A 24364-nucleotide genomic window follows, 5' to 3' on the forward strand; every position below is an offset into this window, starting at 1 on the left:
TTTCGTTATGCGTATGGGTCAGCGCACTGCCTTCGAGCCGCAGTTGGGCCGCTTGCCGTGGTTGGCCTTGGTGTGCTTCCGATCGCGCTTCTTGCGGCCTCGCTTGGCCATGGTGTTACCTCCGTGTTTGTTGACGCTTACCTCGATTGTCTCATGGCGCGGGTGGTGCTCTGTCCACTGCCGGGTGTGGTTCGATAGACACCTCTAGTAAGTGTTCGCCGGAAGATGGGGTGAAGATGGCCGAGGATGTGCGCGCCGAAATCGTGGCCAGTGTGCTCGAGGTCGTCGTCAAGAAGGGTGACCAGATCGGCGCCGGCGACACCGTGGTGCTGCTGGAGTCCATGAAGATGGAGATCCCCGTGCTGGCCGAGGCGGCAGGCACGGTGACCGAGGTCAGCGTCGCGGTCGGTGACGTCATCCAGGCCGGCGACCTCATCGCGGTCATCAGCTAGAACCCCGACAACCCATGTCCACTCTCGGCGACCTGCTTGCCGAGCACACCGTTCTGCCCGGCAATGCCGTCGATCACCTGCATGCGGTGGTCGGAGAGTGGCAGTTGCTCGCGGACCTGTCCTTCGCCGACTACCTGATGTGGGTACGCCGCGACGACGAGCAGCTGGTGTGTGTGGCCCAGGTGCGGCCCAACACGGCCCCCACGGTGCTGTTGACCGACGCCGTCGGCACCACGCAGGAGGCCCCGGCCATGCCTGTCGTGGAGGCCGCCTTCAACTCCGGCAGCATCGGCCGGGAGAGCGATACCGGGGAGGGCGATTCGCAGGACGGCAACTGGCTGAACGTGGAGGCGGTCCCGGTTCGGCACCGTGACCAGGTGGTTGCCGTGCTGACGCATCAGACCGCGCTGGCTGATCGCCGCAAGGTCAGTCCGCTCGAGCGGGCCTATCTGGACTGCGCCCGTGACCTGCTGCGCATGCTCAACGAGGGCACCTTCCCCAACGTCGGCGACGCCGCCATGTCACGCTCCAGTCCCCGCGTGGGCGACGGGTTCATCCGGCTGGATGTGAACGGCGAGGTGACGTTCGCCAGCCCGAACGCGTTGTCGGCATATCACCGGATGGGATTGAACGCCGAACTGGAGGGCCACAACCTGGTGGCCGTCACGCGGCCGCTCATGATGGACCCGTTCGAGGCCCAGGAACTGGCCAAACACGTCCGGGTCTCGGTGGCCGGCGGGGCGAGCACCCGGATGGAACTCGACGCCGGCGGGGCGGCGGTGCTGCTGCGCACCATCCCGCTGCTGACGGGTGGGGAAGCGGCCGGTGCGGCCGTCCTGATCCGCGACGTGACCGAGATCAAGCGCCGGGACCGGGCACTGCTGTCCAAGGACGCCACCATCCGGGAGATCCACCACCGGGTGAAGAACAACTTGCAGACCGTGGCCGCACTGCTGCGGTTGCAGGCGCGGCGCACCAACAACGCCGAGGGTCGCGAGGCACTCAACGAATCGGTGCGCCGAGTGTCCTCCATCGCGCTGGTGCACGATGCGCTGTCGATGTCGGTGGACGAGGAGGTCAACCTCGACGAGGTGGTCGACCGGATCGTGCCGATCATGAATGACGTCGCCTCCGTCGACAGCCCCATCCGGATCACCCGGGAAGGGGATCTGGGCGTGCTGGACGCGGACCGTGCCACCGCCCTGATCATGGTGATCACCGAGCTCGTCCAGAACGCGCTGGAGCATGCGTTCGACGGTCAGGTGCTCGGAGCGGTCACGATTCGCGCCGAGCGGTCCGCCCGGTGGCTCGACGTCGTCGTCCACGACGACGGGCGCGGTCTGCCCGAAGGCTTCAGCCTGGAGAAGTCCGACCGGCTGGGACTGCAGATCGTCCGGACCCTGGTATCCGCCGAACTGGACGGTTCGCTGGGCATGCACGATGTCCCCACCGGGGGCACCGATGTGGTGTTGCGGGTGCCCATCGGTCGCCGCAGCAGGTTCACCCTCGACAGCAAGCTGTGACGCGCGCCATAAAGCATTGGTGAAAAAAGGTGTGGCCCCGCCGATTTCGGCGGGGCCCCCCCGTTACGCGCGGGGCGGCAGACGCCGCGGGGGGGCGTCGGGCGGGTTGCAGACGATCTTCGCGTCAGCAATCTGAGCGATGGCCGGGCCGCTGTTCCCCACGGGGAAGAACAGTTCCGGATCCTCGTCGCGACAGACCGCCTTGTGGCGCCAATCCATGAGTCCAACTCCTTTAGCGTTTGCGCGCGGCAGCGCGCGAGTTTTTATTCTTCGGCTGTTGTTAACGCGTGCACATGAAATGTTTCTGCACTGTTGCATCCGATGCTTTCACAGGCTGAACAGATGTCAATAGCGGCGCGTTAACTCGTGGGCAATGTCACTACCCGGGTGGGTTACCGGTCCCATTACCCGTTTGTACTACACTCAACTCACTTGCGCTCAAAAATTTTTGAGGCTTCTCTAAATTCCCTGGTCAAACCGCTTTTGACGGCGGCGCTACGACGGCCAGTGCGTCCGGGACCGACGTGAACGTCATGGTTTCCCGCTTTCCGATGTAATCACCGTCAATCTGGCAGTCCACCGGTGTGGCACTGCTCACTCGCATCCACGGCAGGTCGTCCTCGCGGATCAGGTGCCCGGCCTTGATGTTCGGTTTGGCCGACACCATGCGCCGCACCAGCGCCAGGTTGGCCCACACGTTCATGCTCGTGATGGCGAAGACGCCCAGGCCGGTGTCGAAGGTCGTGGTGGGATTCGTCCAGACGGGACGGGTGTTGGCGTAGGTCCACGGGCTGGAGTTGGACACGAAGGCGAAATGCACGCCCGACACCGGATCGCGGTCCGGCAGCTCCAGTGTCAGGATCGGCTCTTTGCGGGCGCTGGCCAGCATCTCGCGGATCGCCACCCGGATGTAGCGGGACGCGGTCACCTTGCGGCCCTTCTCGCGCTGCGCCTCCACCGCGGCGACCACGGCGCCGTCGACGCCCATCCCGGCGGTGAACACGCCCCACCGCTCACCGCAGTGCATCAGGCCGATGCGGCGCCACGGGGTGCCGTTGCGGTGCGCACCGAGCTGGTCGATGAGCTGGTTGGTGGCCTCGATCGGGTCCGGGCTGATTCCCAGCGAGCGGGCGAACACGTTCGCCGATCCGCCCGGCACGACGCCCACCGCGGGCCGTTGCGGCGCCTCGGTCTGCAGGATGCCGTTCACCACCTCGTTCACCGTGCCGTCGCCGCCGTGAACGATCACCACGTCGATGCCCGTCGCGGTGGCCTCCTGGCCGATCTCGATGGCATGTCCGCGGTGGTTGGTGTGCACGACGGTGAGCTCGGTGCGGCTCTCCAGGGCGTGCGCCAACAGGTCACGGCCTGCGGCGGTGGTCGACGTAGCGTTCGGGTTCACGATCAGCACTGCACGCACGGGGTACCACCCTATCCCCGAACGGCCGTACTGCGCCGCGGCTACTGCAACGCGAGGTGGCCGGGATGTGGCCATCTGGTGTTGGCATGGCGCGCAGCCCGTTTGGGGGCGGATGTCAGGTGCCGGGGGTGGCGAACACGAACAACGCCATGAAAGCGATGTTGATGAAGTAGATCGCCTCGACCAATCCGACGGTGATGAGAAACGGCGTGAAGAGTCTCGACTGTGCTTCCGGTTGCCTGGCGATGCCGGCGCCGATTGCACCGCCGGCGAGGATGATGGCTCCGGACAGGAGTGCGTATCCCATCAAGGGTGGATCGGCCATGACACTCCTTCAGGTCAGCTTTTTCTCGATGATCGAAATCGCCTGTCCGATGCCGTCTTCTGCATTGATCCCGGCCGCGATTCGATCGGTGCACGCCTTCAGCGTGGGATCGTGCGCGGCGCGGATCGCGTCGGCGAGGCGCTCTGCTGTGAGCCGTCGTTGCGGGACTGTCGCTGCACAGGCGCCCACATCGCGCAGTCGGGCGGCCCAGAACGCACCGTCGCCGTAACCGGGCAGGGCGATGGTGGGCACTCCCGCCCGCAGTCCCGCCGCGACGGTGCCCGCGCCACAGTGGTGGGCGACGGCCGCGGTCTGTGGGAACAGCCAGTCATGCGGCGCCTCGCCGATGGTGAGCACGCGGTCGGTGCCGACGTCGAGGCCGGCCCAGCCGGACTGGACGATCATCCTGACGCCGGCGAGGTCGGCCGCTCGCACGAAGATCTCGCTCAGTTCCCTCGCGCGTGCGCTGTCGGTCATGACGCTGCCGAGCCCGACGAACACCGGTGGCGGTCCGTCGGCGAGGAACGTCGCCAGCTCATCGGAGGGCTCCCAGTCAGGGGACGCAGGCGGCCACCAGTAGCCGGTGACCTCCAGCCCGGGTCGCCAGTCTTCCGGGCGGGGCGCAACCAGCGCTGAATACCCGTGCAGCACCGGCCATTCTGCGGCAGTCCGCTCTCTGCGCAGCTCGCGCGGGGAGTTCTTCGGCAGTCCGAGTTCGCGGCGGAGGTCTGCCGCCACCCCGCGGTAGAGGCGGTCGACAAGCCAGGTTCCGGCGTCTGCAGCCCATCGATTGCCACGTGGGCCGAGGCTGCGGGCGCCGAGTACGGCAGGGGGATAAGCGGTGGTCGCCGACAATGGCTGCAGGCGAACCCCCACTGCTGTAATGCCTTTCGCCTCGGCGAGCGCATGTCCCGCCATCTCGGCGAATGGTGAGAGCAGCACCATGTCGGCGGGTTCGCCGGCATCGGCCGCCACGATCGCCATGCCGAGGTCGCGCATGCCGGACGGTGCGACGAATGCGGCAAGTTCCTTCATCGGGTCGTCAGTGCCCTCGAGTGCGGCGGGCAATTCCCGAAAGGTGAGGCCACAGTCGGTGATTGTGGTTTCGAAAGGGGAGTATGCCGTGACGGCCACCTCGTGACCTGCCCGTGCCATCGCGGCTCCGAGTCCGGCCAAGGGGGCGACGTCGCCGCGGCTGCCGACGGCGATGATGCTGATCCGGCTCATCTGGGCGCTCCCACGGCTCGGGCGAAGATCGCCACCAGATCCTCGCCATAGGTTGTTGCGTCGAAATCGGGCTCGCGCAAGATCTTTTCGACGACCGCGTTGACCGCGCCGCGCAGCGCGACGGCCATCGACTCGGTGGGGAACTCACCGAATTCGCCGTCGCGTTGGCCTGCGGCGAGAATTGTTCCGGGGTCGAGCGCCGCCAGTTGTTCGCCCAGTTCCCCGCTCATCCCGAGCTCGTCGAAGCGACGTCCGTCGGTGGGGGAGAAGTTGGCGCTGATCTGTGTGAGGGCGAGCAGGTGTAGGCGGTTGGTGTCGAAGTAGGCGACGTTGGACCGGATGTAGGCGGCGAGCTTGCCCTGCGCTGTGGTCTCGGCCTCGAGTGCGGGGCGCACCACCTCCAGTGCTGCCCGGTACATCGCCTCGATGATCGCGTCGACCAGTTTGTCCTTGGTGCCGAAGTGGTAGAGCACTGCGCTCATGGCGACGCCGACCCGGTCGGCGATCTTGCGGATGGAGGTCTTGGTCCAGCCGATCTCGGCAACGACCTCGATGGCGCTGGTGACGATCTGTGCGCGGCGGGCCGCCTGGATGAACGTCAGCGGCTTCGCGTCCTCAGATCGCATGATCAAAGAATAGATCATTTGATCTGGTTGTCACAGTGGTGCGCCACCGATGCGCCTGTCAGAAGGGCGGTGAGTCCTCGTTGGCGGCGACTCGGGCTTCGTGTTCGCGGCGCCGGCGTTCGAGGCGGTTGCGGTTGGCTGTTCGTTCGGCGTCGATCCGTCGGGTGCGGTCTTCGGCGCGGGTGCGCTTTCGGGGCGGCATGCTGTGGCACCGTCCGGGTGCGGTGATGACCGGTGCGGCGGTTGCGATGCCGGTGGGGGCGACCAGTCCGGGGAACCAGTGCGCACCTTCGGGTTCGGTGAGGTAGGTGTGGCCAGTTGGCGCGGTCCAGACGACGGTGCCGTCGGGAAGCTGGAAGTCGCTCCACCCGGTGTGGAATGTTTTGAGAAGATGATGAAATCTGCACAGGCACTTCAGGTTTGACGGATGGGTGGGGCCGGCCGGAAACGCTACGGTGTGGTCGACGTCGCAATCCCATGCGGACACATCGCAGCCGGGGAATCGGCAGGTGAGGTCGCGGCACCGGACGAACTCGGCCAGCGCGGTCGAGGGCCGGTACCGCGGTTCGACCCGCGCGGGTGGGACCGTGATCTCGCGCGTCTTGGCGTGTTCAGCGATGTTTCGCAGCACCTCGGCGGCGATGTTGCCGTGGCCGGGCAGGTAGGCCGGTGTGTCGGATTCGCCGTCCAGGGCGGCTTTTTCGGCAACCACGTGAATCAGTACGCCGACGGTGGCCGGCGTCGCGGGTGTGCTGCGGGCGGGACAGCTGGTGTCGTCGCACTGGCATCGTGCATAGTGGCCGGTCGGCACCGCGGCGAAGGCGTCGGCGCGGCGTTCATCCTTGGTGCGGGTGTCGGCAGGGCACACTTTCTCCGCGAGGGCGTCGAGCAGCGCGTCCCACGCCGCGGCCGCGAGGGCGTCGATATTGGCCCACACCGCGCCCATCCCGGGATCTGTCGGAGTGACCTCGACATGACGCCGCCGGCGATGGCGATCAGGATCGCGGACCGCGATGGGATCGGCTGACGCGACTTCGGCGTCTATCCGCTGCTCGGTCTTCGGCCCGGACAACCGCGCCCATCTGCCGACCTTCTCGGCCAGTCGGATGTCGATGCGGGTCATCAGTTCGTCGTCGGTGATCAGCTAGATGCGGGACACGATCATGGCGATCATCCGGTAGTCGATGGCCCCGGTGGCGTACACGGCGGCCACCCGAGGGAGTTTCGTGCGCAGCGTGACGGCCATCCTGACCTGCGCTTCGGCGCGTTTACGGCTGATGGCCAGGGCGGTGGCGACCTCGGCGACAAGGCTCAGGTGTCCGTCGATGGCCCAGCAGCGCTTCTCGACGTCGTCTTCGGGCGCCCGGATGTCGTAGAGGTCGCCGATGGCGGCCAGTCGCAGCGCGCCTTCGGCATTCTCTCGCCGGGCATTGCCTTGCATGCGGTCGATGACAGCGCTGGCGTTGGTATCGAACATGTGTTCGATTTTACTCGGATCGACGACAAGCTGACGCACGGATTTTCATCGTCGCCGCTTAGGTGAGCTAGCTAAATCAGGGTTTCCCTAGCTGATCTAAGCGACGAGGGTCCCATCTAGCCCGCGGCGTCGGGCAGCAGCACTGGGCAATTCCCGTACGGGTCAGCCGTCAGCTCGAAGTGCCACAGCTCGTTGGCATACGTCCGGCACAGCCCGAAGCGCGCGCCGTTCGCGATCAGCCATTGGTCGGCACCCGTCCCGCCCACGTCGACCGCGGCGCCGTACACGTGCTTGGAGTGCTCGGGGGTCTGCACGTACTGGCGGGCGGCTGCAACGGTGCCGTAGGTGGCCACTGCGTCGTCGAGCAGGCGCTGCTGGAATTCGGGGGAGCGCCAGCCGGAGGTGATCGTCATCGTGATGCCCTCGGCGGCGGCCGCGGTGGTGGCGTTCTGGATGGCCGCCAGCAGCGCCGGATCCAGCCGGCCGATCGCCGGATTCTGTACGTCGAACGCGGTCAGTGTCTGGTCGTTCGTCAGCGACCCGTCCGTGGTGTCGGCGTGTGCCACGGGTGCGGCGAACACGCCGATCGCCAGAGCGCCCACCGCCAATGCCGTACGCATGGCCGCCAGCCTACGTTCGCTCGCCGGGGAACACGCCGTCGACATAGCACCACGCACCGTCGGAGTCGCGACGGAAGCGGCTGCGTTCGTGCAGAATCTGTCGCCGGCCGTCCTGCAGGTATTGGGCGCGGAATTCGACGACGCCGGTGGCGTCATCCGGGCCGCCGGCCTCGGTGTCCACGATCTGCAGCCGACGCCAGATGATGGCGTCGTCCAAGTCCAGCACATCGGGTCGGGTGTCCGTATCCCAACTGAGCAACAGGTAATCGGTGTCACGGACAGCGAAAGCGCTGAAACGCGAACGCATCAGAGCTTCGGCGGTCGCGGCGGGCCGCTCACCGCGGTGCACCGCACCGCAGCACGGCGCGTAGTCCTCGCCGGATCCGCACGGGCAGGCGTCATGGCCGGACACGCGCACGCTCCAACTCCTCGGCCAGCTGATCCACCAGCGCCTCCAGGGCGGGCTGTTCGGCCACCCATGCCAGCGCGATCTGAGCTGGCGCCCAAGTGCTTTCGTCGATCGGGATGAGCTTGAACTCCGGTGGCGAGAAGATCCTGCCGATGAACGACGCCGGTGCGTAGGTGACCAGTGCGACCAGCTGGCGATTGAACACCTGGGTCGCCATCTCCAGCTCGCCGCCGAGTTGGTTGGTGGTGCGCACGATTCTGGTGATGCCCTTGGCGGTGAGGCTGCGGGTCAGGCCGGCCAACACCACCGGATTGGGCCGGGCGAAGTCGATCACCACCTCCCGGTCGCGCAACTGCTCGATGGTGACGAGATCGTGTACGGCCAGCGGATCGTCGTGGCGCACCGCGATCGCACCCGGATACCGGGCTACCACGCGATGGCGCAGGCGCTTGTCCGACGACGGCAGGTGGATGAGGCCGATGTCCAGATGTCCGGACACCAGCTTGGCCGTCACCTCGGCCGCCGAGCCGGGCAGGCTGAACTCCGACGGTACCGGGACGGCGGACACCGTGCTCTCCAGCAGCGCAAGGAAATCCGACGGCGCGTACGCGGTGGCGCCGATCCGCACGGGCGCGGCGGCCCCGGTGATGCGGGCCGCCATCGCCCTCAGATCCYCGACCTGATGCAGGATCTCACGCGCGGGCCCGAGCAGTTGTACGCCCAGCGGCGTGAGCCGAACCTCGTGGTAATTGCGTTCGAACAGCGGTCCGCCGAGTTCGTGTTCGAGCAGTTTGATCTGCTTGCTCAGCGGTGGCGGGGTGATCATCAGGCGGTCCGCGGCGCGCTTGAAGTGCAACTCGTCGGCGACCGCGACGAAGTATCGCAACCGGGTGATGTCGATACCCATGATCCCCGCATCGTACGAGGGTGTCAGGGAGCGGGGATCTCCAGCACACCGCGGGTGATCAGTTCCTCGATCTGCGCGTCGGGCAGTCCCAGCAGGTCGCGGGCGATCTCTCGGGTCTGTTCACCCAGCAGCGGCGCTTGGCGCAGCGGCGGGTCGGCGATCCGTTCGGAGTGGATCTGCACGTTCTCCAGCACGAATGGCTCCGCCCCGTAGGGGTGCAACTCTTCGCGGAAGTCCCGACGCGCCACGTAGTACTCCCAGTCCGGCACGTCGGCGGCGTGGAACACCGCCCCGGCGGGCACGCCGGCGGCCTGCAGCGCCTCCATGGCTTCGACGGGGGTGTGCCGGGCCGTCCAGTCGCTTAGGTCCTCGTCGCCGAGCACGGAGCCCAGCGCCTTCTGATCGTCGTCATCGCGGACGGTCACCGCGACCCAGGCATCCTCGCCGGCGGAAGGGAACAGCCCCCAGGGGCGCTCGGGCTCGACAGCGCGGGTGTGCCCGCGCCGGCTGAGCACCTCGCCGGCGATCTCGGCCGCGAGGTGGCTGAGCATCACCTCCGATTGCGCGACGCTGACGGAGCCGCCGGTCCCGGTGCGTTCCCGGCGTAGCAGCAGCGCCAGCGCGCCCAGCGCGCCGATCCGGGCGGCGACGTGGTCGGGGTAGACGGTGACGGTGTCGCAGAAGGTGTCCTTCTGGTCCGGGTACACCCACAGATCGGTGAAGCCGGCGGCCGCACGGACCAGCGGCCCGTAGCCCATCCGGTTGGCCCATGGGCCGGTCGGTCCGAACGCCGAACTGTCCACCACCACGATGCCCGGGTTGATGGCGCGCAGGGTGGCGTGGTCCATGCCGAGCGCCTCGGCCACCCCCGGTTTGAAATTGGTGAGCACCACGTCGGAGATCTCGACGAGGCGGTGCGCCAGCGCACGGCCTTCCGGTCCGCGCAGATCGATGCCGACGGACCGCTTGTTTCGATGCCCCGCAGCATAGGTGTGACTTACGGCGGTCAGATTGCCGCGCAAGCCATCTGGGAACGCGGAGTTCTCGATCTTCACGACGTCGGCACCGAGGTCGCCGAACAGCCGGCCGGTGTCGCTGCCCACCACGATCACCCCGAGGTCGAGCACCCGCAGCCCTTCCAGCGGCAGTCCTTCGTTGCGGCGGGACCGCGCGGTCAGGATCGGCGCGCTGCGCGGTGGCTCGGCGGCCACCTCGGGTGCGTTGAGCGCGCTGGCCCGATGGCCGTCGATCTCGTTGACCCCCAACGGTATCGGGGCTCGCAAACCACCGCCCAGGTCCACCTCGCGGAAGAAGCCGCGCTGCTCGACCTGCTCGGTGCGCAGCGCCTCGGAGACGGTGAGTACCGCCGCGGTGGGCACGCCGTGGCGCTGGCCATCGACCTCCAACTCGGCACGGGTCTGATCTGCGCAGAACCGGCCGATCGCCGCCAGCAGCGCCGGTGAGCTCAACCGGGTCCGCAGCCCGTTGAAGGACGGGTCGGCGAATTCCTCGGGACGGCCCATCCATTCGAACATCCCTTGCCACTGGCGTTTGGCCAGCAGACAGATCCGGATGTGCCCGTCCTTGCACGCGATGATCGGGTAGCGCAGCTGTTCGGCGTGCCAGTTGCGCCGCTGCGCGTTCAGCGCCACCCCGGCCGACGCGGTTCCCGCGGTCCCGAACGGCGGGTCGAGGGTCTGCATCGCCCCGTCGAGCACCGAGAAGTCGATCAGATCACCTGCGCCGGTGCGCAACCGGTCCAGGTACACGCTGACCGTCATCACGGCGGCCTGGGCGGCGGCGACGTGGTACGGCAGCTGGTGAGCCGGCGGTACCAGGGGTTCACGGCCCGGGATGCCCGAGCGGGACAGCTCACTGCTCAGGGCGTGCAGCACCGGGGTGGTGGCCTGCCAGCCGCTGAACCGGGTGTCCCGGCCGAAATCGCTGATCGACAGGATGACCAGGCCTGGGTGCTCGGCGCGGATCGCCTTGACGGACAGCGCCTTTTCCGCGGCGGAGCCCGGGCGGGTGCTCTCGATGAGGATGTCGGCGCCGGCGACGAGGGCCGCCCAGCCGGTCGCGTCCACCTCGACGGGCGTCATCCCGTGCCTGTTGATCGCCGTCGCTACCGGCAACGAATCAATCTGTGGTCCAACGGGATTATTCTCGGTTACGCCTCGCAGCAACACCGGGGTCACGTCCGCGCCGAGGTCGGCGAGTAGGCGGCCGACGGCGGTCATCGGGCCGGCGGACAGGTCCAGGATGCGGACCCCGGACAGGGGCGGGTCGTAGGTCATCCCTTCAGCTCCGCCGGGCCTGGCGGAAGGGGATGTCGCGGTCCACTTCGGGTTCCTTGGGCAGGCCCAGCACCCGTTCGCCGATGATGTTGCGCTGGATCTGGTCGGTACCGCCACCGATGGAGGTGAAGAAGGCGTTGAGCGCCAGGAAGTTCACGTCGTCGGCCTCGGCGTTGTCGGGTCCGGCCAACAGGGCCTCGGCGCCGATCAGCTCGGTCTTCAACGCGGCCTCCGCATGCAGGATGCGCGACATCGCCAGCTTGCCCAGCGACATGATCGAACTGGAGGTGCCTTGTGCTGTTTCGGCTTTAGCACGGGCGTTGTTGAGAGCGTTCAGTTCTCGCAGGGCCAGTACGTCCGCCAGTTCCCGGCGGATGGCCGGGTCGTTCAGGCGGTCGTGGTCGCGGGCCAGTTCGATCAGGCTGTCGGCGCGGGACCGGTTACGGGATCCGCGGCCGGCGTCGCCCATGATCGACCGCTCGTAGGCCAGCGCGGTTTGGAGTACCCGCCAGCCATTACCTTCACCGCCGAGCAGGTTGGCGTCGGGCACCCGTGCGTCGGTGATGAACACCTCGTTGAAATGCGATTCCCCGGTGATCTGGACCAGTGGGCGCACCTCGATCCCGGGCTGGCGCATGGGGATCATGAAGAAGCTGATGCCCTTGTGCTTGGGCACATCCCAGTCGGTGCGCGCGATGAGCAGCCCGTACTCGGCGGACGCCGCGCCGGAGGTCCAGACCTTCTGACCGTTGATCACCCAGTCGTCCCCGTCGCGCACCGCGGTGGTGCGCACCGCGGCCAGATCCGATCCGGCACCGGGTTCGCTGTACAGCAGGCAGGTGCGCGACCGTTCGGTCAGAAAGGCGCGCAGCAGTTGGGCCTTGATCGCGTCACTGCCGAACTTGAGCACGGTGTTGGCGGGGATGCTGTATTTGTCCTGGCGCGCGCCGGGCGCCTTGACCGCCCGGAATTCCTGCTCGATGACGGCGGCCAATTCGCTGGGGTACCCGCGGCCGAACCACTCGGCGGGGTAGGTGGGTACCGCGAAGCCGGCGTCGAGGACCTTCTCCAGCCAGGCGATCTTCTCCGGCGAACTGGCCCACGGGTCGGTGGATTTCGGCAACCCGGTCCAATGCTGGGCCAGCCATTCGCGTACCTCGGTGCGCAAGTCGGACATGTCAGGCACCCTTCGCGGCGAGGTAGCGTTCCCGGAACTGGGCGGGACTGCCGAACAGATGCACCCCCGTGCGGGCCCGGCGCAGGAACAGGTGCGCCGGATGCTCCCAGGTGAAACCGATCCCGCCGTGCATCTGGATGGCCGCCATGGTGGTGGTGTGATAGGCCTGGGCGCAGGCGAAACCGGCGAGTGCGATTGCCGCGCGGGCATTTTCGGGGTCCGCATCGAACTGGGTAGCGGCGTGCTGGGCCGCCGAGGTGGCCGACTCGACCTCCAGCAACAGGTCGGCGGCCATGTGTTTGAGGGCCTGGAAACTGCCGATGGGCCGGCCGAACTGGATCCGGGTCTTGAGGTATTCGATCGTGATGTCGAAGATCCGTCGCGCCCCGCCGGCTTGTTCGCCGGCCAGTGCGATCACCGCGAGGTCGAGTGCCCGTGCGACGGCCTCCCATCCGGCGGTGCCGAGGCGGCGGCCCTGCGCGCCGTCGAAGGTGAAGGTGGACAGCGGCACCGACGGGTCGAAAACTGTTGCGGCCGTGCGCTGCACGCCGGATGCGTCCGATGACACCTCGAAGACACCGATCTCGTGACCGGTGCGCGCCGCGACCAACAGCACATCGGCCACCTGCCCGTGCAGGACGTAGTGCGCGGTGCCGTGCAGGGCGTCGCCGTCGGCGCGCACCGCGACCCCATCTGCGGTCCAGGTACCGCCCGCGCCGGTCAGCGCGACGGTGCCGATCCGGGTGCCGTCGGCCAGGCCGGGCAGCAGCCGGGCCCGGTCGTCCTCGGTGCCGGCCGCCGCGATCAGTGCGGTCGTGAGCACCGCGCTGCCCAGAAACGGAGCGGCTAGCAGCGCCGCACCGGTCTCCTCGGCCACCGCCTCCAACTCGCCGGCGCCCAGGCCCACCCCGCCGTACTCGGTGTCCACCAGCAGGCCCGCCACCCCCTGCGCGGCCAGCTTCCGCCACAGATCCGGGTCGAACTCGCCGGGCGCCTGGCTGGAAAGCAGGTCGCGCACCGCTGATCGCAGTTCGGCGCGTTCGGCCACGCTGATCGTCATGGGTCCATGCAACGGCACCGCGGGCGTGCTGTAAATCACGCATTGCGACACCGGCGCGTTTCCGATCGGGAAATGAGCGGTACCGTACGAGCGTGACCGAACGTGTGCTGCTGCTCGTCAACGGGCCGAACCTGAACCTGCTGGGCACCCGGCAGCCCGAGGTTTACGGCGCCACCACGCTGCCCGAGATCGAGGCCTCGGTGACCGCCCTGGCCACCGAGTTCGGATTCGCGGTGCGTGCCGTCCAGAGCAATCACGAGGGCGCCCTGATCGACGCCATCCACGCCGCGCGCGGCGAATGTGCGGGCATCATCATCAATCCGGGTGCCTACAGCCACACCTCGATCGCCATCCGCGATGCGCTGTCCTCGGTCGAACTGCCGGTCGTGGAGGTGCACCTGAGCAACATCCACGCCCGCGAGGAATTCCGGCACCACTCCTTCGTCTCGGGAGTGGTCGACGCCGTCATCGCAGGGGCGGGCCCCGCCGGGTACGAATACGCGGTGCGTCACCTCGCCGCCACGCTGGCATGAGCCTGCAGCCCCCGATCGTCCGCTACGCCGGTTTTCTGGTCGCCGCGGAAGCGGTGACCGCCATCGTGGTCGCCGTCGTGCTGGCGGTGCTGGCCACCGGCGGCACCGACAAGCACACCCAGGGGTTCAACTCCTATGCCACCGCGGGCTGGTTCGCGATCATGGGCGCGGGGCTGTTCGCCGGTGGCTGGGCACTGATCACCGGCAGGCGCTGGGGCCGCGGGATCGGTGTGTTCGCCAATCTTCTGCTGCTCGGCGTCGCGTGGTACGTCTTCACCTCACACCAGGTGGCGTACGGGATCGCGGTGGCGGGTCTGGCATTGGTCACCCTGGGCATGCTGTTCAGCCCGTCGGCCGTGCAGTGGACCACAGGTCAGGACTGAACCTCGCCGGCCAGCGCCGTGAGTTCCGGGCCCGACACCCGGTAGGTGGTCCACTCGTTCTGCGGTTTGCCGCCGACCGCGTCGTACAGGGCGATGGCGTTGACATTCCAGTTCAGCACCGCCCAGGACAGCCGCGTGCCGCCGCGCCGCACGCATTCGTCGGCCAAGGTGGCCAACAACTTCCGGGCCAGGCCGCGCCGACGGAAGGCTGGACGCACGAACAGGTCCTCCAAGTAGATCCCGGTCACCCCGTCCCAGGTGGAGAAGTTCAGGAACCACACCGCGGTGGCCGCGGCCTGCCCGTCGATCTCGATCACGTGGGCGTAGGCCACCGGTTGCGGCCCGAAAAGGGCGGCATGCAACAGCGTTTCGGTGACGGTGCACTCGTCGGAAGCCTTCTCGAACTCGGCGAGCTCCTGGATCATCGCGACGATCTCGGGCTCGTCGCCGGGTACGGCCCAGCGGATCAACTCAGACATTCTGTGCTCCCAGCCCCGTGAGGATCGTCCGGAATTTGGTGGTGGTCTCGTCGACTTCGTCATCGGGATCGGATTCGGCGACGATCCCGCCCCCGGCGTGTGCCAGTGCCGTGCGGCGGTCCGTGGACAGCACCGCACAACGGATCGACACCACCCACCGGCCGTCGCCGCGGGCGTCACACCAGCCCACCGCGCCCGCATAGAATCCGCGATCACCCTCGAGTTCGGCGATCAAGGCAGTTGCCGCATCGGTGGGCACGCCGCCCACCGCAGGGGTGGGATGCAGCGCCAGGGCGAGATCCAAAGCGGTGGTGCTACTTTCGCGCAACCGTCCGCGGATCGGTGTGCTCAGATGCCACAGCGCGTCGGTGGCGTGCAATTCGGGTTCGGTGGCGATCTGCAGGTCCACACACAACGGGTCCAGCGCCGCGCGCATGACGTCGACGACGAACGCATGCTCGCGACGGTTCTTGCCCGAGGCGGCCAGGCCGGCGGCGTTGGCCGCATCGGTCGCGGGGTCCTCGGAGCGGGGGGCGGATCCGGCGAACGGCTGGCAGCTGACCGTGTCACCCTCGCGCGCCACCAGAAGCTCCGGGCTGGCGCCCACCAGGGTGCCTGCCGCACCGAGGTCTGCCAGGTAGACGGTAGCCGCCGGATCGGCGTCGGCCAGGCGGCGCAGCACCGAGCGCGGATCCCAGGCGCCGTCGGCGGTCAGTTTGAGCGCGCGGGCCAGCACCACCTTGTCCAGGGCTGATTCGCGCAGCCTGCGCACCGCTTCGGTGACCCGGGCCCGGTGTACCTCGCCGGGCGGCAGCGTCTCGCGGGTGAGCACGGCCGGGGCGGCGGTCACCGGCCAGTCCGGCAGCGCACTCGCGAAATCCACCCGCTCGGGGGTGAAGAGCGCGGCGGGCCCGTGCAGGTCAAAAGGCAACGCGCCCAACACAACAGGCGTATCGCCGGCTCGCAGTGCCTCCTGCGCGTCCGGGATCCGAGGGTAGTGCCGGATGGCTCCGTCGGCCAGTACGGTGCCTGACGGTCCGGACAGTACGAACGACGGCGTCACGCCGGCAGACACGGGTTGACGTGGCCGGTCAAGCCCAGTGCGGTGATCTGGCGTACGCCGTGCTCGAATCCGCACACCGCGATGGAGGCCGCCGCCATCGACAGCCGGATGCCCTCGGAGACCGGCAGTTCGATCCACCGGGTCAGCATCGAGCGGGAGAAGTGCCCGTGCCCGACGAACACCACGTCACGGTCGGCCATGTTGTCCAGGGCCAGCGCCACCGCCGCGTCGGCCCGTGCGGTGACATCGTCGATGGTCTCGCCGCCCGGGCAGGGGTGGGTCCACACCGTCCAGTCGGGCACCGTCTGCCGGATCTCCGGTGTGGTGAGCCCCTCGTAGTCGCCGTAATCCCATTCGGCCAGCAGGGGAGAGACCTCGTCGACAGTCAGCCCGGCCAGCTCGGCGGTCACCAGGGCGCGCGTACGCGGACTGCTCACCACCAGCGGATCGCGCAGTTGCAGATCGCTCAACGCTTCGGCGGCGAGCTTGGCCTGTTGGCGCCCGGTGTCGGTGAGCTCCAGATCTGTGCGCCCGGTGTGCTTGCCGCTCTTGGACCATTCGGTCTCGCCGTGCCGAAGCAGAAACAGCCGGTGCTGTTGGACGGTCACCGTAGGGATTCTGCCCCACGGCGGGCCGGATCGGACGGCCGCGTGCTTGGATGGTGGTGTGACGCGAGTATTAGCGGTCGCCAATCAAAAGGGTGGGGTTGCCAAGACGACGACGGTGGCGTCGCTGGGTGCTGCCTTCGTCGAGCAGAAGCAGCGGGTGCTGCTGGTGGACTTGGACCCGCAGGGCTGTCTGACGTTCTCCCTGGGCCAGGACCCCGACGACCTCGCGGTCTCCATCCATGAGGTGCTGCTCGGTGACGTGGAGCCCAATGCCGCGCTGGTGACTGCCGCCGAGGGCATGACGGTGCTGCCCGCCAACATCGACCTGGCCGGTGCCGAGGCGATGCTGCTGATGCGCGCCGGCCGTGAATACGCGCTCAAACGGGCGCTGGCCAAGGTGGCGGACCAATTCGACGTCATCATCATCGACTGCCCGCCGTCCCTCGGTGTCTTGACGCTCAACGGTCTGACCGCCGCCGACGAGGTGATCGTGCCGCTGCAGTGTGAGACCTTGGCGCACCGCGGCGTCGGGCAGTTCCTGCGCACCATCGACGACGTCCAGCAGATCACCAACCCGGACCTCAAACTCCTCGGCGCGTTGCCCACGCTGTACGACTCGCGCACCACCCACAGCCGCGACGTGTTGTTCGATGTCGTCGACCGCTACAACCTGCCTGTGCTCGCGCCGCCGATTCCGCGGACAGTGCGGTTCGCCGAGGCCAGCGCTTCCGGCGCGTCGGTCCTGGCGGGGCGGAAGAACAAGGGCGCCAACGCTTATCGTGAACTGGCCACCGCCCTGCTGCGGCACTGGAAGTCCGGCAAGGCGCTGGCGACGTTCACGCCCGAGGTCTGACTAACCCAGCGCAACCAGGGTGCCGCCGCGCTGCTCCAGCAGCGTGGAACCCGCAGCCGCGGGAATCACGGGGTCCTGCGACGGCGGGCGCTTGAGGTCGATATGGCGCACCCCCGCGCCGGTTTCGGGATTGAACACGTCATACCCCGAGGTGACCGGCACCAGCAGCTCGCCGGCCATCAGGGTGGCGGGTCCGACGGGCGCGTTCGCTCCGGACGGGGCCACCGTGTACTTGTAGCGCAGGTGGTTCGCGTCGAACACCAGCACCGAATCGCCGGTCCACCAGGTGATCAGGTCGCCGGGGTGCGACACCGCAGCCTTGGGGGACACCGCCTGGTTCAACAGGGTGCTCGCTATCACCGTCCCGGTGTCGTCGACGACGTTCACGGCCGGCTTGGGGGTCGGCACATACACCGCAGTGGTGGTGTCGGACACCGCGATCACGCGTGCGTCGGAGTCGACCGAAACACCGGGCTGCTGCTCGAATTTCGTGGTCGGGGTGTCCTCTTCATCCGACGGCGTCAGCAGCGACAGGCGCATATCGGCCTGATTGGGGCAGGCTTCCAACACCGAGACCTGCGATGAGCTGGCCGCGGCGGACACCAGCCGGCACAGCGGATCCTGCGGCACATCGGGTTTGATGCGGGCGTCCAGCGTGCCCCAGCTGAGCGTTCGCACCATGTCCGAACGCCACTGCTCCAGGCGGCTGTCGCCGGCCGAGAGCACCGTGCTGCCGTCGGAGGACAGCGTGACCTCGGGGTCGGCGTAGGCGGAGCGGGTGGGGCCACGACGCCCGGTCTGGGCGTCGATGGTGCTGACCTGCCCGCAGCCCCGGTTGTCCGGGTACACCGCGACGGCGTACTGGTAGACCGAAGTCACTCCGCACAGCTCGAGATCGCGGGCATACGACCACAGCGTGGCCCCGCCCGCCGGATCGTGCCCGACGACCTCGCGGCGGTCGCCGGTGACGACGGCACCGGAGATCACCAGGGGCTGGGTCGTCTTGGCGCTCGGCGCCGACCAGAGCTCGCGCAGCGTGTCCGGCACCTTCGTGGCGGGTTTGAGGCTCGGCACCGGCGACGCGGCGGGCGTGCTGATCGTGGCCCGCGCATCACTGGTCCACCAGATCAGCGCGGCCACCACCGCCACCACCACCACGATCGCCGCGGCTGCCACCATGTCGCCGCGGGTGCGGCGCTCCGGCGGAAGGAGTGCGGGCATCTAGCCGGCGGCGGGGGTCGCGGCCTTGCGCGGACGACGACGGCGCCGGCGCTTGGGGGCGCCACCGGCCTCGCCGCTGCCCTCGTCGGCGGTCTCACCGCTGGTACCGGCGCCGTCGTTCAGCGCCGCACCGTCGACCTGCTCGGGATGGCCGGATGCGCCCTGGCCGCCGCCGCGGGTACGACGACGGTTGCGGGTGCTGGCCGGGCGCTCGGTCTTCTCGGCGCGCTCGCCACCTTCGTCGGTGCGGGTCTTGGGCTTGCGCGGGGCCGCGATCGAGCCCCTGGCCTCGGCCGGGATGTTCAGCTCGGCGTACAGGTGCGGCGAGTTGGAGTAGGTCTCGGCGGGATCGGGGGTGTCGAGTCCCAGGGCCTTGTCGATCATGGTCCAGCGGGGCAGTTCGTCCCAGTCGACCAGGGTCACGGCGATGCCGGTCTTGCCCGCGCGGCCGGTACGCCCGATGCGGTGCACGTAGGCCTGCTCGTCTTCGGGGATCTGGAAGTTGATGACGTGGGTGATGTTGTCGATGTCGATACCGCGGGCGGCCACGTCGGTAGCCACCAGCACGTCGACATCGCCGTTACGGAAACCCTTGAGGGCCTTCTCCCGTGCGATCTGGCCGAGGTCGCCGTGCACGGCGCCGACCTTGAACCCGCGCTCGTTCAGTTCGTCGGCAACCTTCTGCGCGGTGCGCTTGGTGCGGGTGAAGATGATCGTGGCGCCGCGGCCCTCGGCCTGCAGGATCCGGCTGACCATCTCCACCTTGTCCAGCGCGTGCGCGCGGTAGGCGAACTGCTCGGTGGTGTCGTGGGTCTGCGACGACATCGGTGCCTCGGCCCGGATGTGGGTCGGCTGATTCATGAAGGTGCGGGCCAGCGTGATGATCGGGTCCGGCATGGTCGCCGAGAACAGCATGGCCTGGCGCGTGTCGGGGGTGAGCCGCAGGATGCGCTCGATGTCGGGCAGGAAGCCCAGGTCCAGCATCTCGTCGGCCTCGTCGAGCACCAGCACCGAGAGCCCACCGAGCTGCAGGTGGTTTTGCTGGGCCAGGTCCAGAAGCCGGCCCGGGGTGCCGACGACGACGTCGACGCCCTTCTGCAGGGCCTCGATCTGCGGCTCGTAGGGGCGTCCGCCGTAGATGGCGGTGACCTTCAGCTTGCGGCCGTCGGGGCCGGGGACGTACTTGGCGGCGGTGGTCAGGTCCTCGAAGACCTGCAGGCACAGCTCACGGGTGGGGACGACGATCAGCGCGCGGGGGGCGCCGGTCAGGGGGCGGGTCTCATCGGTGGAAACCCGGTGCAGCAGGGGGACGCCGAACGCGAGGGTCTTACCCATGCCGGTGCGGGCCTGGCCGATCAGGTCGTCGCCGGCCAGCGCCAGCGGCATGGTGAGTTCCTGGATGGCGAAGGGGTGTTCCTTGCCGCTCTCGGAGAGAGCACGCACGATCTCTTCGCGCACGCCGAGATCGGCGAAGGTGATGTCAGGTTTGTTGGTCAGAGCGGTCATATGGTGGTCGGCATAGCTTTCGCTGCCTTACTGCCTTTCGGGGTCATTCCTCGTCGCGTTATGTCGTCACGCGCGCACGAAGATGACGAGAAAGCGGTCGCTTCTCCCCGGGGGTGGGGTGATGTCAGCCCGCTGGGCCCTGCCCAGTCGATCGGGCCGGCCGAACCACGTGCACGCACATTGCCGTAGGCGGCGGCGGCAGAAACAGGCCGCTACCTTAGGCCATGATAGCTGGCTCAATCGCCGGTCGGTCGCAACGGCACCTGGCGTCTAGAGTTGGCCCATGCCTCAGACGTCCCCGGCGCAGTCGGGCACCGAGCCGAATCCGGCCGTGTCGGTCGACCATCCCGGCGTCACCGAACTGTTCGCGCTACTGGCCTACGGCGAGGTCGCGGCGTTCTACCGGCTCACCGAGGAGGCGCGGATGGCGCCCAACCTGGCCGGCCGGATCAGCATGGCGAGCATGGCCGCCGCCGAGATGCGGCACTACGAACTGCTGCGCGACGCGTTGGCCGAACGCAATGTCGACGTCGTCCCGGCGATGACGAAATATGCTGCTGCACTTGAGAATTACCATCGATTGACGACTCCGAGCACTTGGCTGGAGGCGTTGGTGAAGACCTATGTCGGCGATGCGCTGGCTGCAGATTTCTATCTCGAGATCGCCGACGTGCTGCCCGACGCGGCGGCCGACGTGGTGCGGTCGGTCCTTTCGGAGACGGGCCACTCGCAGTTCGTGGTCGCCGAGGTGCGTGCCGCGGTCACCGCCAGCGACCGGCAGCGCCATCGGCTGGCGTTGTGGTCGCGGCGGCTGCTCGGTGAGGCCATCACCCAGGCCCAGTACGTGATGGCCGACCATGACGAGCTCGTCGACCTGGTGATCAGCAGCAGCGACGGGCTGCTGCAGATGTCGGAGTTCTTCGACCGGCTGCAGCGCACCCACGCCAGCCGGATGCAGGAACTCGGCCTGGCCTGATCCCTACTTGGTGCATGTCGCGATGATCGTGTTGTTGGCCTGAGTGACCAGCGGTGCGCCCGCCGCGTCGCTGATCGCGCAGTTGAGCTGCGCCCCGATGCTGGTGGCGGTGACCGAGCTGAGCTGCACCCCGGGATCCAGGGTGACCGTCTTGCTCCACGGCAGCGCGGCGTTGACGTCGGTCTGCAACGCGCCCTGCTGATCGGTGTAGATGATCGTGACCAGGTCCAGCATCTGGCGATTGCCGGTGACGGTGTAGGTGATGGTGCGCGCGGCGGCCGGGTCGACGGCGGGTGCGGGCGCGGCGACCGGGGCTTCGGTGACCGGCGGGACCGTGATGGCCGTCGGCGTCGGGGTGACGGTGGTGACCGTCTCCGCCGGCAGGGCCGGGGTCTGCTGCACCGGTGGCACCGGCACCGGGGCAGGTGCCGACGTCGTCGCCGGCGCGCTCGTGGTCGCTTCCGCGGTGGATGTCGAGGCCTGGGTGGCCGACACCGAACCGCTGTCACCGCCTCCGAGGATCACCCCGGTGCAGATGACGGCGATCATCAGGATGACGCCCGCGACGCCCGCGACCCAGATCCATCGGCGGTCCAATTCGTCGTGGTAGTCGGCGGGGTACTCGTATTCGTACTCGGCGCCGGTGTCGGCGTCGGCGTCGTCGTACTCATAGGAGTCGTCCGCGTAGTCGCGGTCGTCGGAATAGCGAGACCGGTAGCCGGTGTCGCGTGTCGCGGTGCTTCGTGAATAAGGCCTGCTCATAGCGCTTCCCCGGTGGTCTCGGTGCGTACTTGGCCGACACTAATGGGGCCGAAGTGACGGGTGAGGCCGACGCGGCGGGGGCAGCGGTCACGGTCCGGACTCGTTCCGATGACCGTCATGTCGCGGCGCGGCAGCACCCACGTGCACATCGCCATTCGCTCTCGGCGTACCGACCTTGGCGTCGCTCGCCGGGCTGCGTCCACTAGCCTGATTGCACGTAAGGCACACCAATCGAAAGGGTCGCAGCGTGGACGTCAAGATCGGGGTGGCCGACAGCCCGCGAGAGCTGGTCATCAACAGCGCGCAGACCCCTGCCGAGGTCGAAGAACTCATCACCAAGGCGCTGGGTTCCGACGGTGTGCTCGCGCTGAACGACGAGAAGGGCCGCCGCTACCTGGTGCAGTCGTCGAAGATCGCCTACGTCGAGATCGGCGCGGCCGATGTGCGCAAGGTCGGTTTCGGGACCGTTGGAGCCGAGGCCCTCAAGAACGGGTGAGCGGCACGTGTGACAGGCCGCCCCAGGCGAACTGCACCGTGCCCTCGATGGCCGCCTCTTTCGTGATGGGGCGGTCATTGTCGAGCCAGTACCGCGCGCAGTCCACACTCGTGGACACCAGGCCGACCGCGATCATCCTGGCTCGATGCGCTTCCAGGCCGGAATCCCGGCTGATCAGGTCGAACACCGCATCGGTGCACGACTCGGTGGCGACCTTCACCTGGGCAGACACCTGCGGCTCGGTGACGTAGTCGTTCTCGAAGATCAGCCGGTAGCCCTGGCTGTCATGCTCGACGAAATCGAAGAAGGCCTGCACCGCCGCCCGCAGCCGCTGCCGGTTGTCGGTGGTGGTGCGCAGGGCTTGACGCACCCCGGACACCAGGTTGTCCACGTGCCGTTGCAACACCGCCAGGTACAGCTCCAACTTCGACGAGAAGTGTTGGTACAGAACGGGTTTGCTGACACCGGCCCGGTCGGCGATCTCGTCCATGCCCGCGGCGTGGTAGCCGCGGTCCACGAATACCTCGCTGGCAGCGATGAGAAGCTGCCCGCGGCGTTCGTCACGGGGCAGCCGATTACCGCGCCGGGTGCCACCGGTGCCCGCCTTGGCGCCTTTGCGTTCGGCGGCGTTGGCGAGATCGCTCATCAGGTCCTCAATCTTGAAAACTCATCTGCGCACTCAAGCGCTACGGGGCATTTGCCCATGTGTTGATCGTCACGACACTACTACCGCACGGTGGGTGAAGCTTCCTCGCAGGTCGTGTGTCGGTGGCGCGCCGGACCGGCGCACGTCACCGTCTATGTAATCCTGGTTCGGTGACCTACGACCCGGAGCGTCGCGGGAGCGACCGCGCGCCGCACACGGGTGAGCGGGGAAACGTGCCCATGCTGCGCAGTGACCGGCGGGAGCCACTGCGTGCCCAGCGTGACCCGCTGGCCGACGACCAGGGCCGGACCCGTTCCAACCGTGACGACCGCCAGCATCTGCGCAAGCAGACCTGGCTGGGCCGGTTCGTGTCCACCTACGGATGGCGGGCCTACGCGCTGCCGGTGCTGGCCGTGCTCACCGTCGTCGTGCTCTATCAGACCGTCACCGGCACGAGCGCGCCCCCGCAGGCCCAGGCCGAAGGCCCCGTGCAGGGTCCGCCGACCATCGAAGCGCCGGGCACCGCCATCATCGGCGCGCCGCCCAAGGGGTTGTCCCAATTCGACGTCAATCTGCCGACCGGGATCCTGCCCAACGGCGGCCCGTTCACCGAGAGCGGCGCCAAGACGTGGCACGTGGTGCCGGGCACCGCGCCCAAGGTCGGCGCGGGCGACTCCAAGACCTTCCGCTACACCGTCGAGGTCGAGGACGGCGTGGACACCACGTCCTTCGGTGGGGACGAGGGCTTCGCGCGCATGGTCAGCGAGACCTTGACCAACCCGAAGAGCTGGACGCACAACCCCCAGTTCGCCTTCGAACGGGTCGACGGCGACGTGCAGCCCGATTTCCGGGTGTCGCTGACCTCGCCGATGACGGTGCGTGAAGGCTGCGGATACGACATCCCGTTGGAGTCGTCCTGCTACAACCCGGCCTACGACGGAAGCCAGCCGCGGGTGTTCGTCAACGAGGCCCGCTGGGTGCGTGGCGCCGTCCCGTTCCAGGGCGATATCGGCTCCTACCGGCAGTACCTGATCAACCACGAGGTAGGTCACGCCATTGGCTACCCGAAGCACGAGCCGTGCCCGGAGAACGGCGCACTGGCGCCGGTGATGATGCAGCAGACGTTCTCCACCGCCAACGACGACGCCTCCAAGTTCGACCCCGAATCGGTCAAGGCGAACGGACTGAGCTGCAAGTTCAACTCCTGGCCATATCCCATCGCCTGAGAGTGAAACCGGGGAAGCATTACCCCTGGATTACCGTTGAAGCTGTGGGCCTGGTGAGATTGACGCCAGCATTGCGATCGACTCAAGGAGAG

General features: G+C 68.0%; 26 protein-coding genes and 2 pseudogenes. 8 read left to right on the forward strand and 20 right to left on the reverse strand.

The annotated features are described in order from the left end of the window. Nucleotides 1–18: 18 nt before the first annotated feature. Nucleotides 19–111, reverse strand: coding sequence for a 50S ribosomal protein bL37 (locus AC1DY7_RS06560; RefSeq protein WP_372510120.1), 93 nt, complete (start codon nt 109–111; stop codon nt 19–21). A gap of 125 nt (nt 112–236) precedes the next feature. On the opposite strand from AC1DY7_RS06560, the gene AC1DY7_RS06565 reads away from it, so the two are divergent. Both AC1DY7_RS06565 and AC1DY7_RS06570 read left to right on the forward strand, forming a co-directional pair. Next, nucleotides 237–452 (forward strand): biotin/lipoyl-binding carrier protein, encoded by a 216-nt coding sequence (locus AC1DY7_RS06565; protein ID WP_477492853.1) that lies wholly within the window; start codon nt 237–239, stop codon nt 450–452. Between the two features lie 14 nt (nt 453–466). Then, nucleotides 467–1975 carry a sensor histidine kinase gene (locus tag AC1DY7_RS06570; protein ID WP_477492854.1) on the forward strand — a complete coding sequence of 503 codons (1509 nt, stop codon included), beginning with the start codon at nt 467–469 and terminating at the stop codon, nt 1973–1975. Between the two features lie 105 nt (nt 1976–2080). On the opposite strand, the pseudogene AC1DY7_RS06575 reads toward AC1DY7_RS06570, so the two are convergent. The 12 genes and pseudogenes from AC1DY7_RS06575 to AC1DY7_RS06630 form a co-directional block, all read right to left on the reverse strand. Then, nucleotides 2081–2194, reverse strand: a pseudogene (locus AC1DY7_RS06575) (WhiB family transcriptional regulator); the annotation flags it as partial. A gap of 253 nt (nt 2195–2447) precedes the next feature. Beyond that, the gene (locus AC1DY7_RS06580; RefSeq protein ID WP_477492855.1) at nt 2448–3395 is read right to left on the reverse strand and encodes a diacylglycerol/lipid kinase family protein; all 948 of its coding nucleotides are present in this window, start codon (nt 3393–3395) and stop codon (nt 2448–2450) included. Between the two features lie 115 nt (nt 3396–3510). Beyond that, the gene (locus AC1DY7_RS06585; protein WP_477492856.1) at nt 3511–3720 is read right to left on the reverse strand and encodes an ATP synthase subunit c family protein; all 210 of its coding nucleotides are present in this window, start codon (nt 3718–3720) and stop codon (nt 3511–3513) included. A 9-nt stretch (nt 3721–3729) separates the two neighbouring features. Further along, nucleotides 3730–4947: a glycosyltransferase gene (locus tag AC1DY7_RS06590; protein WP_477492857.1), complete on the reverse strand. Its 1218-nt coding sequence runs from the start codon at nt 4945–4947 to the stop codon at nt 3730–3732. Beyond that, nucleotides 4944–5591 carry a TetR/AcrR family transcriptional regulator gene (locus AC1DY7_RS06595; protein WP_477492858.1) on the reverse strand — a complete coding sequence of 216 codons (648 nt, stop codon included), beginning with the start codon at nt 5589–5591 and terminating at the stop codon, nt 4944–4946. The genes AC1DY7_RS06590 and AC1DY7_RS06595 overlap by 4 nt, the downstream gene beginning before the upstream one ends. A gap of 40 nt (nt 5592–5631) precedes the next feature. Then, nucleotides 5632–7050: pseudogene (locus AC1DY7_RS06600) on the reverse strand (HNH endonuclease signature motif containing protein). Nucleotides 7051–7166: 116 nt separating this feature from the next. Then, nucleotides 7167–7670 carry a M15 family metallopeptidase gene (locus AC1DY7_RS06605; RefSeq protein ID WP_477492859.1) on the reverse strand — a complete coding sequence of 168 codons (504 nt, stop codon included), beginning with the start codon at nt 7668–7670 and terminating at the stop codon, nt 7167–7169. Between the two features lie 10 nt (nt 7671–7680). Then, on the reverse strand, nt 7681–8088 hold the full coding sequence (locus AC1DY7_RS06610) for a YchJ family protein (RefSeq protein WP_477492860.1): 408 nt from the start codon (nt 8086–8088) through the stop codon (nt 7681–7683). Further along, the gene (locus AC1DY7_RS06615; RefSeq protein ID WP_477492861.1) at nt 8069–8986 is read right to left on the reverse strand and encodes a LysR family transcriptional regulator; all 918 of its coding nucleotides are present in this window, start codon (nt 8984–8986) and stop codon (nt 8069–8071) included. Before AC1DY7_RS06615 ends, AC1DY7_RS06610 begins: the two co-directional genes overlap by 20 nt. 23 nt (nt 8987–9009) lie before the next feature. Further along, entirely contained in the window at nt 9010–11283 is a 2274-nt protein-coding gene (locus tag AC1DY7_RS06620) for a CaiB/BaiF CoA-transferase family protein (RefSeq protein WP_477492862.1), read from the reverse strand. A gap of 4 nt (nt 11284–11287) precedes the next feature. After that, entirely contained in the window at nt 11288–12460 is a 1173-nt protein-coding gene (locus AC1DY7_RS06625; RefSeq protein ID WP_477492863.1) for an acyl-CoA dehydrogenase family protein, read from the reverse strand. Nucleotide 12461: 1 nt separating this feature from the next. Further along, a complete protein-coding gene (locus AC1DY7_RS06630; RefSeq protein WP_477492864.1) occupies nt 12462–13520 on the reverse strand; it encodes an acyl-CoA dehydrogenase family protein in 1059 nt (352 codons plus the stop codon). Nucleotides 13521–13612: 92 nt separating this feature from the next. Between AC1DY7_RS06630 and aroQ the strand changes: the two genes are divergently transcribed. Together aroQ and AC1DY7_RS06640 are read left to right on the forward strand one after the other, a co-directional pair. Then, a complete protein-coding gene (gene aroQ, locus AC1DY7_RS06635; protein WP_477492865.1) occupies nt 13613–14053 on the forward strand; it encodes a type II 3-dehydroquinate dehydratase in 441 nt (146 codons plus the stop codon). Next, complete coding sequence (locus AC1DY7_RS06640; RefSeq protein ID WP_477492866.1) at nt 14050–14436, forward strand: hypothetical protein; 387 nt, start codon at nt 14050–14052, stop codon at nt 14434–14436. Before aroQ ends, AC1DY7_RS06640 begins: the two co-directional genes overlap by 4 nt. Here AC1DY7_RS06640 and AC1DY7_RS06645 read toward each other — a convergent pair. From AC1DY7_RS06645 to AC1DY7_RS06655, 3 genes are read right to left on the reverse strand one after another with little or no spacing between them, the layout of a single operon-like run. Continuing rightward, complete coding sequence (locus AC1DY7_RS06645) at nt 14427–14915, reverse strand: N-acetyltransferase family protein (protein ID WP_477492867.1); 489 nt, start codon at nt 14913–14915, stop codon at nt 14427–14429. The two genes, AC1DY7_RS06640 and AC1DY7_RS06645, sit on opposite strands and share 10 nt — an antisense overlap. Further along, nucleotides 14908–15990 (reverse strand): isochorismate synthase, encoded by a 1083-nt coding sequence (locus tag AC1DY7_RS06650; protein ID WP_477492868.1) that lies wholly within the window; start codon nt 15988–15990, stop codon nt 14908–14910. Before AC1DY7_RS06650 ends, AC1DY7_RS06645 begins: the two co-directional genes overlap by 8 nt. Further along, a complete protein-coding gene (locus tag AC1DY7_RS06655) occupies nt 15975–16586 on the reverse strand; it encodes an acid phosphatase (protein ID WP_477492869.1) in 612 nt (203 codons plus the stop codon). The genes AC1DY7_RS06650 and AC1DY7_RS06655 overlap by 16 nt, the downstream gene beginning before the upstream one ends. A 58-nt stretch (nt 16587–16644) precedes the next feature. Between AC1DY7_RS06655 and AC1DY7_RS06660 the strand changes: the two genes are divergently transcribed. Then, complete coding sequence (locus tag AC1DY7_RS06660) at nt 16645–17439, forward strand: ParA family protein (RefSeq protein WP_477492870.1); 795 nt, start codon at nt 16645–16647, stop codon at nt 17437–17439. Here the strand turns inward: AC1DY7_RS06660 and AC1DY7_RS06665 are convergent, their stop codons facing one another. Further along, nucleotides 17440–18660, reverse strand: coding sequence for an Rv3212 family protein (locus tag AC1DY7_RS06665; RefSeq protein ID WP_477492871.1), 1221 nt, complete (start codon nt 18658–18660; stop codon nt 17440–17442). After that, nucleotides 18661–20166: a DEAD/DEAH box helicase gene (locus AC1DY7_RS06670; protein WP_477492872.1), complete on the reverse strand. Its 1506-nt coding sequence runs from the start codon at nt 20164–20166 to the stop codon at nt 18661–18663. 283 nt (nt 20167–20449) lie between these two features. Here AC1DY7_RS06670 and AC1DY7_RS06675 point away from each other — a divergent pair, with 283 nt between their 5' ends. Continuing rightward, nucleotides 20450–21142 carry a ferritin-like fold-containing protein gene (locus tag AC1DY7_RS06675; RefSeq protein WP_477492873.1) on the forward strand — a complete coding sequence of 231 codons (693 nt, stop codon included), beginning with the start codon at nt 20450–20452 and terminating at the stop codon, nt 21140–21142. A 3-nt stretch (nt 21143–21145) separates the two neighbouring features. On the opposite strand, the gene AC1DY7_RS06680 is transcribed toward AC1DY7_RS06675, so the two are convergent. Then, nucleotides 21146–21904, reverse strand: a complete 759-nt coding sequence (locus AC1DY7_RS06680) for a hypothetical protein (RefSeq protein WP_477492874.1) — start codon at nt 21902–21904, stop codon at nt 21146–21148. Nucleotides 21905–22151: 247 nt separating this feature from the next. On the opposite strand from AC1DY7_RS06680, the gene AC1DY7_RS06685 reads away from it, so the two are divergent. Next, nucleotides 22152–22400, forward strand: coding sequence for a DUF3107 domain-containing protein (locus AC1DY7_RS06685; protein ID WP_477492875.1), 249 nt, complete (start codon nt 22152–22154; stop codon nt 22398–22400). Here AC1DY7_RS06685 and AC1DY7_RS06690 read toward each other — a convergent pair. Next, nucleotides 22387–23046: a TetR/AcrR family transcriptional regulator gene (locus tag AC1DY7_RS06690; protein WP_477492876.1), complete on the reverse strand. Its 660-nt coding sequence runs from the start codon at nt 23044–23046 to the stop codon at nt 22387–22389. The two genes, AC1DY7_RS06685 and AC1DY7_RS06690, sit on opposite strands and share 14 nt — an antisense overlap. Before the next feature lie 170 nt (nt 23047–23216). Here AC1DY7_RS06690 and AC1DY7_RS06695 point away from each other — a divergent pair, with 170 nt between their 5' ends. Continuing rightward, nucleotides 23217–24272 carry a DUF3152 domain-containing protein gene (locus AC1DY7_RS06695; RefSeq protein ID WP_477492877.1) on the forward strand — a complete coding sequence of 352 codons (1056 nt, stop codon included), beginning with the start codon at nt 23217–23219 and terminating at the stop codon, nt 24270–24272. Nucleotides 24273–24364: the final 92 nt, after the last annotated feature.

It is taken from the genome of Mycobacterium sp. P2_H7 (genome assembly GCF_056403275.1).

Excerpts from the sequence above, each read along its gene's own strand:
- AC1DY7_RS06625 (WP_477492863.1), bottom strand. The coding sequence starts at position 12,460 with ATGTCCGACTTGCGCACCGAGGTACGCGAATGGCTGGCCCAGCATTGG.
- AC1DY7_RS06560 (WP_372510120.1), bottom strand. The coding sequence starts at position 111 with ATGGCCAAGCGAGGCCGCAAGAAGCGCGATCGGAAGCACACCAAGGCC.
- AC1DY7_RS06680 (WP_477492874.1), bottom strand. The coding sequence starts at position 21,904 with ATGAGCAGGCCTTATTCACGAAGCACCGCGACACGCGACACCGGCTAC.
- AC1DY7_RS06690 (WP_477492876.1), bottom strand. The coding sequence starts at position 23,046 with ATGAGCGATCTCGCCAACGCCGCCGAACGCAAAGGCGCCAAGGCGGGC.
- AC1DY7_RS06620 (WP_477492862.1), bottom strand. The coding sequence starts at position 11,283 with ATGACCTACGACCCGCCCCTGTCCGGGGTCCGCATCCTGGACCTGTCC.
- AC1DY7_RS06585 (WP_477492856.1), bottom strand. The coding sequence starts at position 3,720 with ATGGCCGATCCACCCTTGATGGGATACGCACTCCTGTCCGGAGCCATC.
- AC1DY7_RS06595 (WP_477492858.1), bottom strand. The coding sequence starts at position 5,591 with ATGATCTATTCTTTGATCATGCGATCTGAGGACGCGAAGCCGCTGACG.
- AC1DY7_RS06590 (WP_477492857.1), bottom strand. The coding sequence starts at position 4,947 with ATGAGCCGGATCAGCATCATCGCCGTCGGCAGCCGCGGCGACGTCGCC.
- AC1DY7_RS06665 (WP_477492871.1), bottom strand. The coding sequence starts at position 18,660 with ATGCCCGCACTCCTTCCGCCGGAGCGCCGCACCCGCGGCGACATGGTG.
- AC1DY7_RS06640 (WP_477492866.1), top strand. The coding sequence starts at position 14,050 with ATGAGCCTGCAGCCCCCGATCGTCCGCTACGCCGGTTTTCTGGTCGCC.
- AC1DY7_RS06675 (WP_477492873.1), top strand. The coding sequence starts at position 20,450 with ATGCCTCAGACGTCCCCGGCGCAGTCGGGCACCGAGCCGAATCCGGCC.
- AC1DY7_RS06605 (WP_477492859.1), bottom strand. The coding sequence starts at position 7,670 with ATGCGTACGGCATTGGCGGTGGGCGCTCTGGCGATCGGCGTGTTCGCC.
- AC1DY7_RS06645 (WP_477492867.1), bottom strand. The coding sequence starts at position 14,915 with ATGTCTGAGTTGATCCGCTGGGCCGTACCCGGCGACGAGCCCGAGATC.
- AC1DY7_RS06670 (WP_477492872.1), bottom strand. The coding sequence starts at position 20,166 with ATGACCGCTCTGACCAACAAACCTGACATCACCTTCGCCGATCTCGGC.
- AC1DY7_RS06630 (WP_477492864.1), bottom strand. The coding sequence starts at position 13,520 with ATGACGATCAGCGTGGCCGAACGCGCCGAACTGCGATCAGCGGTGCGC.
- AC1DY7_RS06565 (WP_477492853.1), top strand. The coding sequence starts at position 237 with ATGGCCGAGGATGTGCGCGCCGAAATCGTGGCCAGTGTGCTCGAGGTC.
- AC1DY7_RS06570 (WP_477492854.1), top strand. The coding sequence starts at position 467 with ATGTCCACTCTCGGCGACCTGCTTGCCGAGCACACCGTTCTGCCCGGC.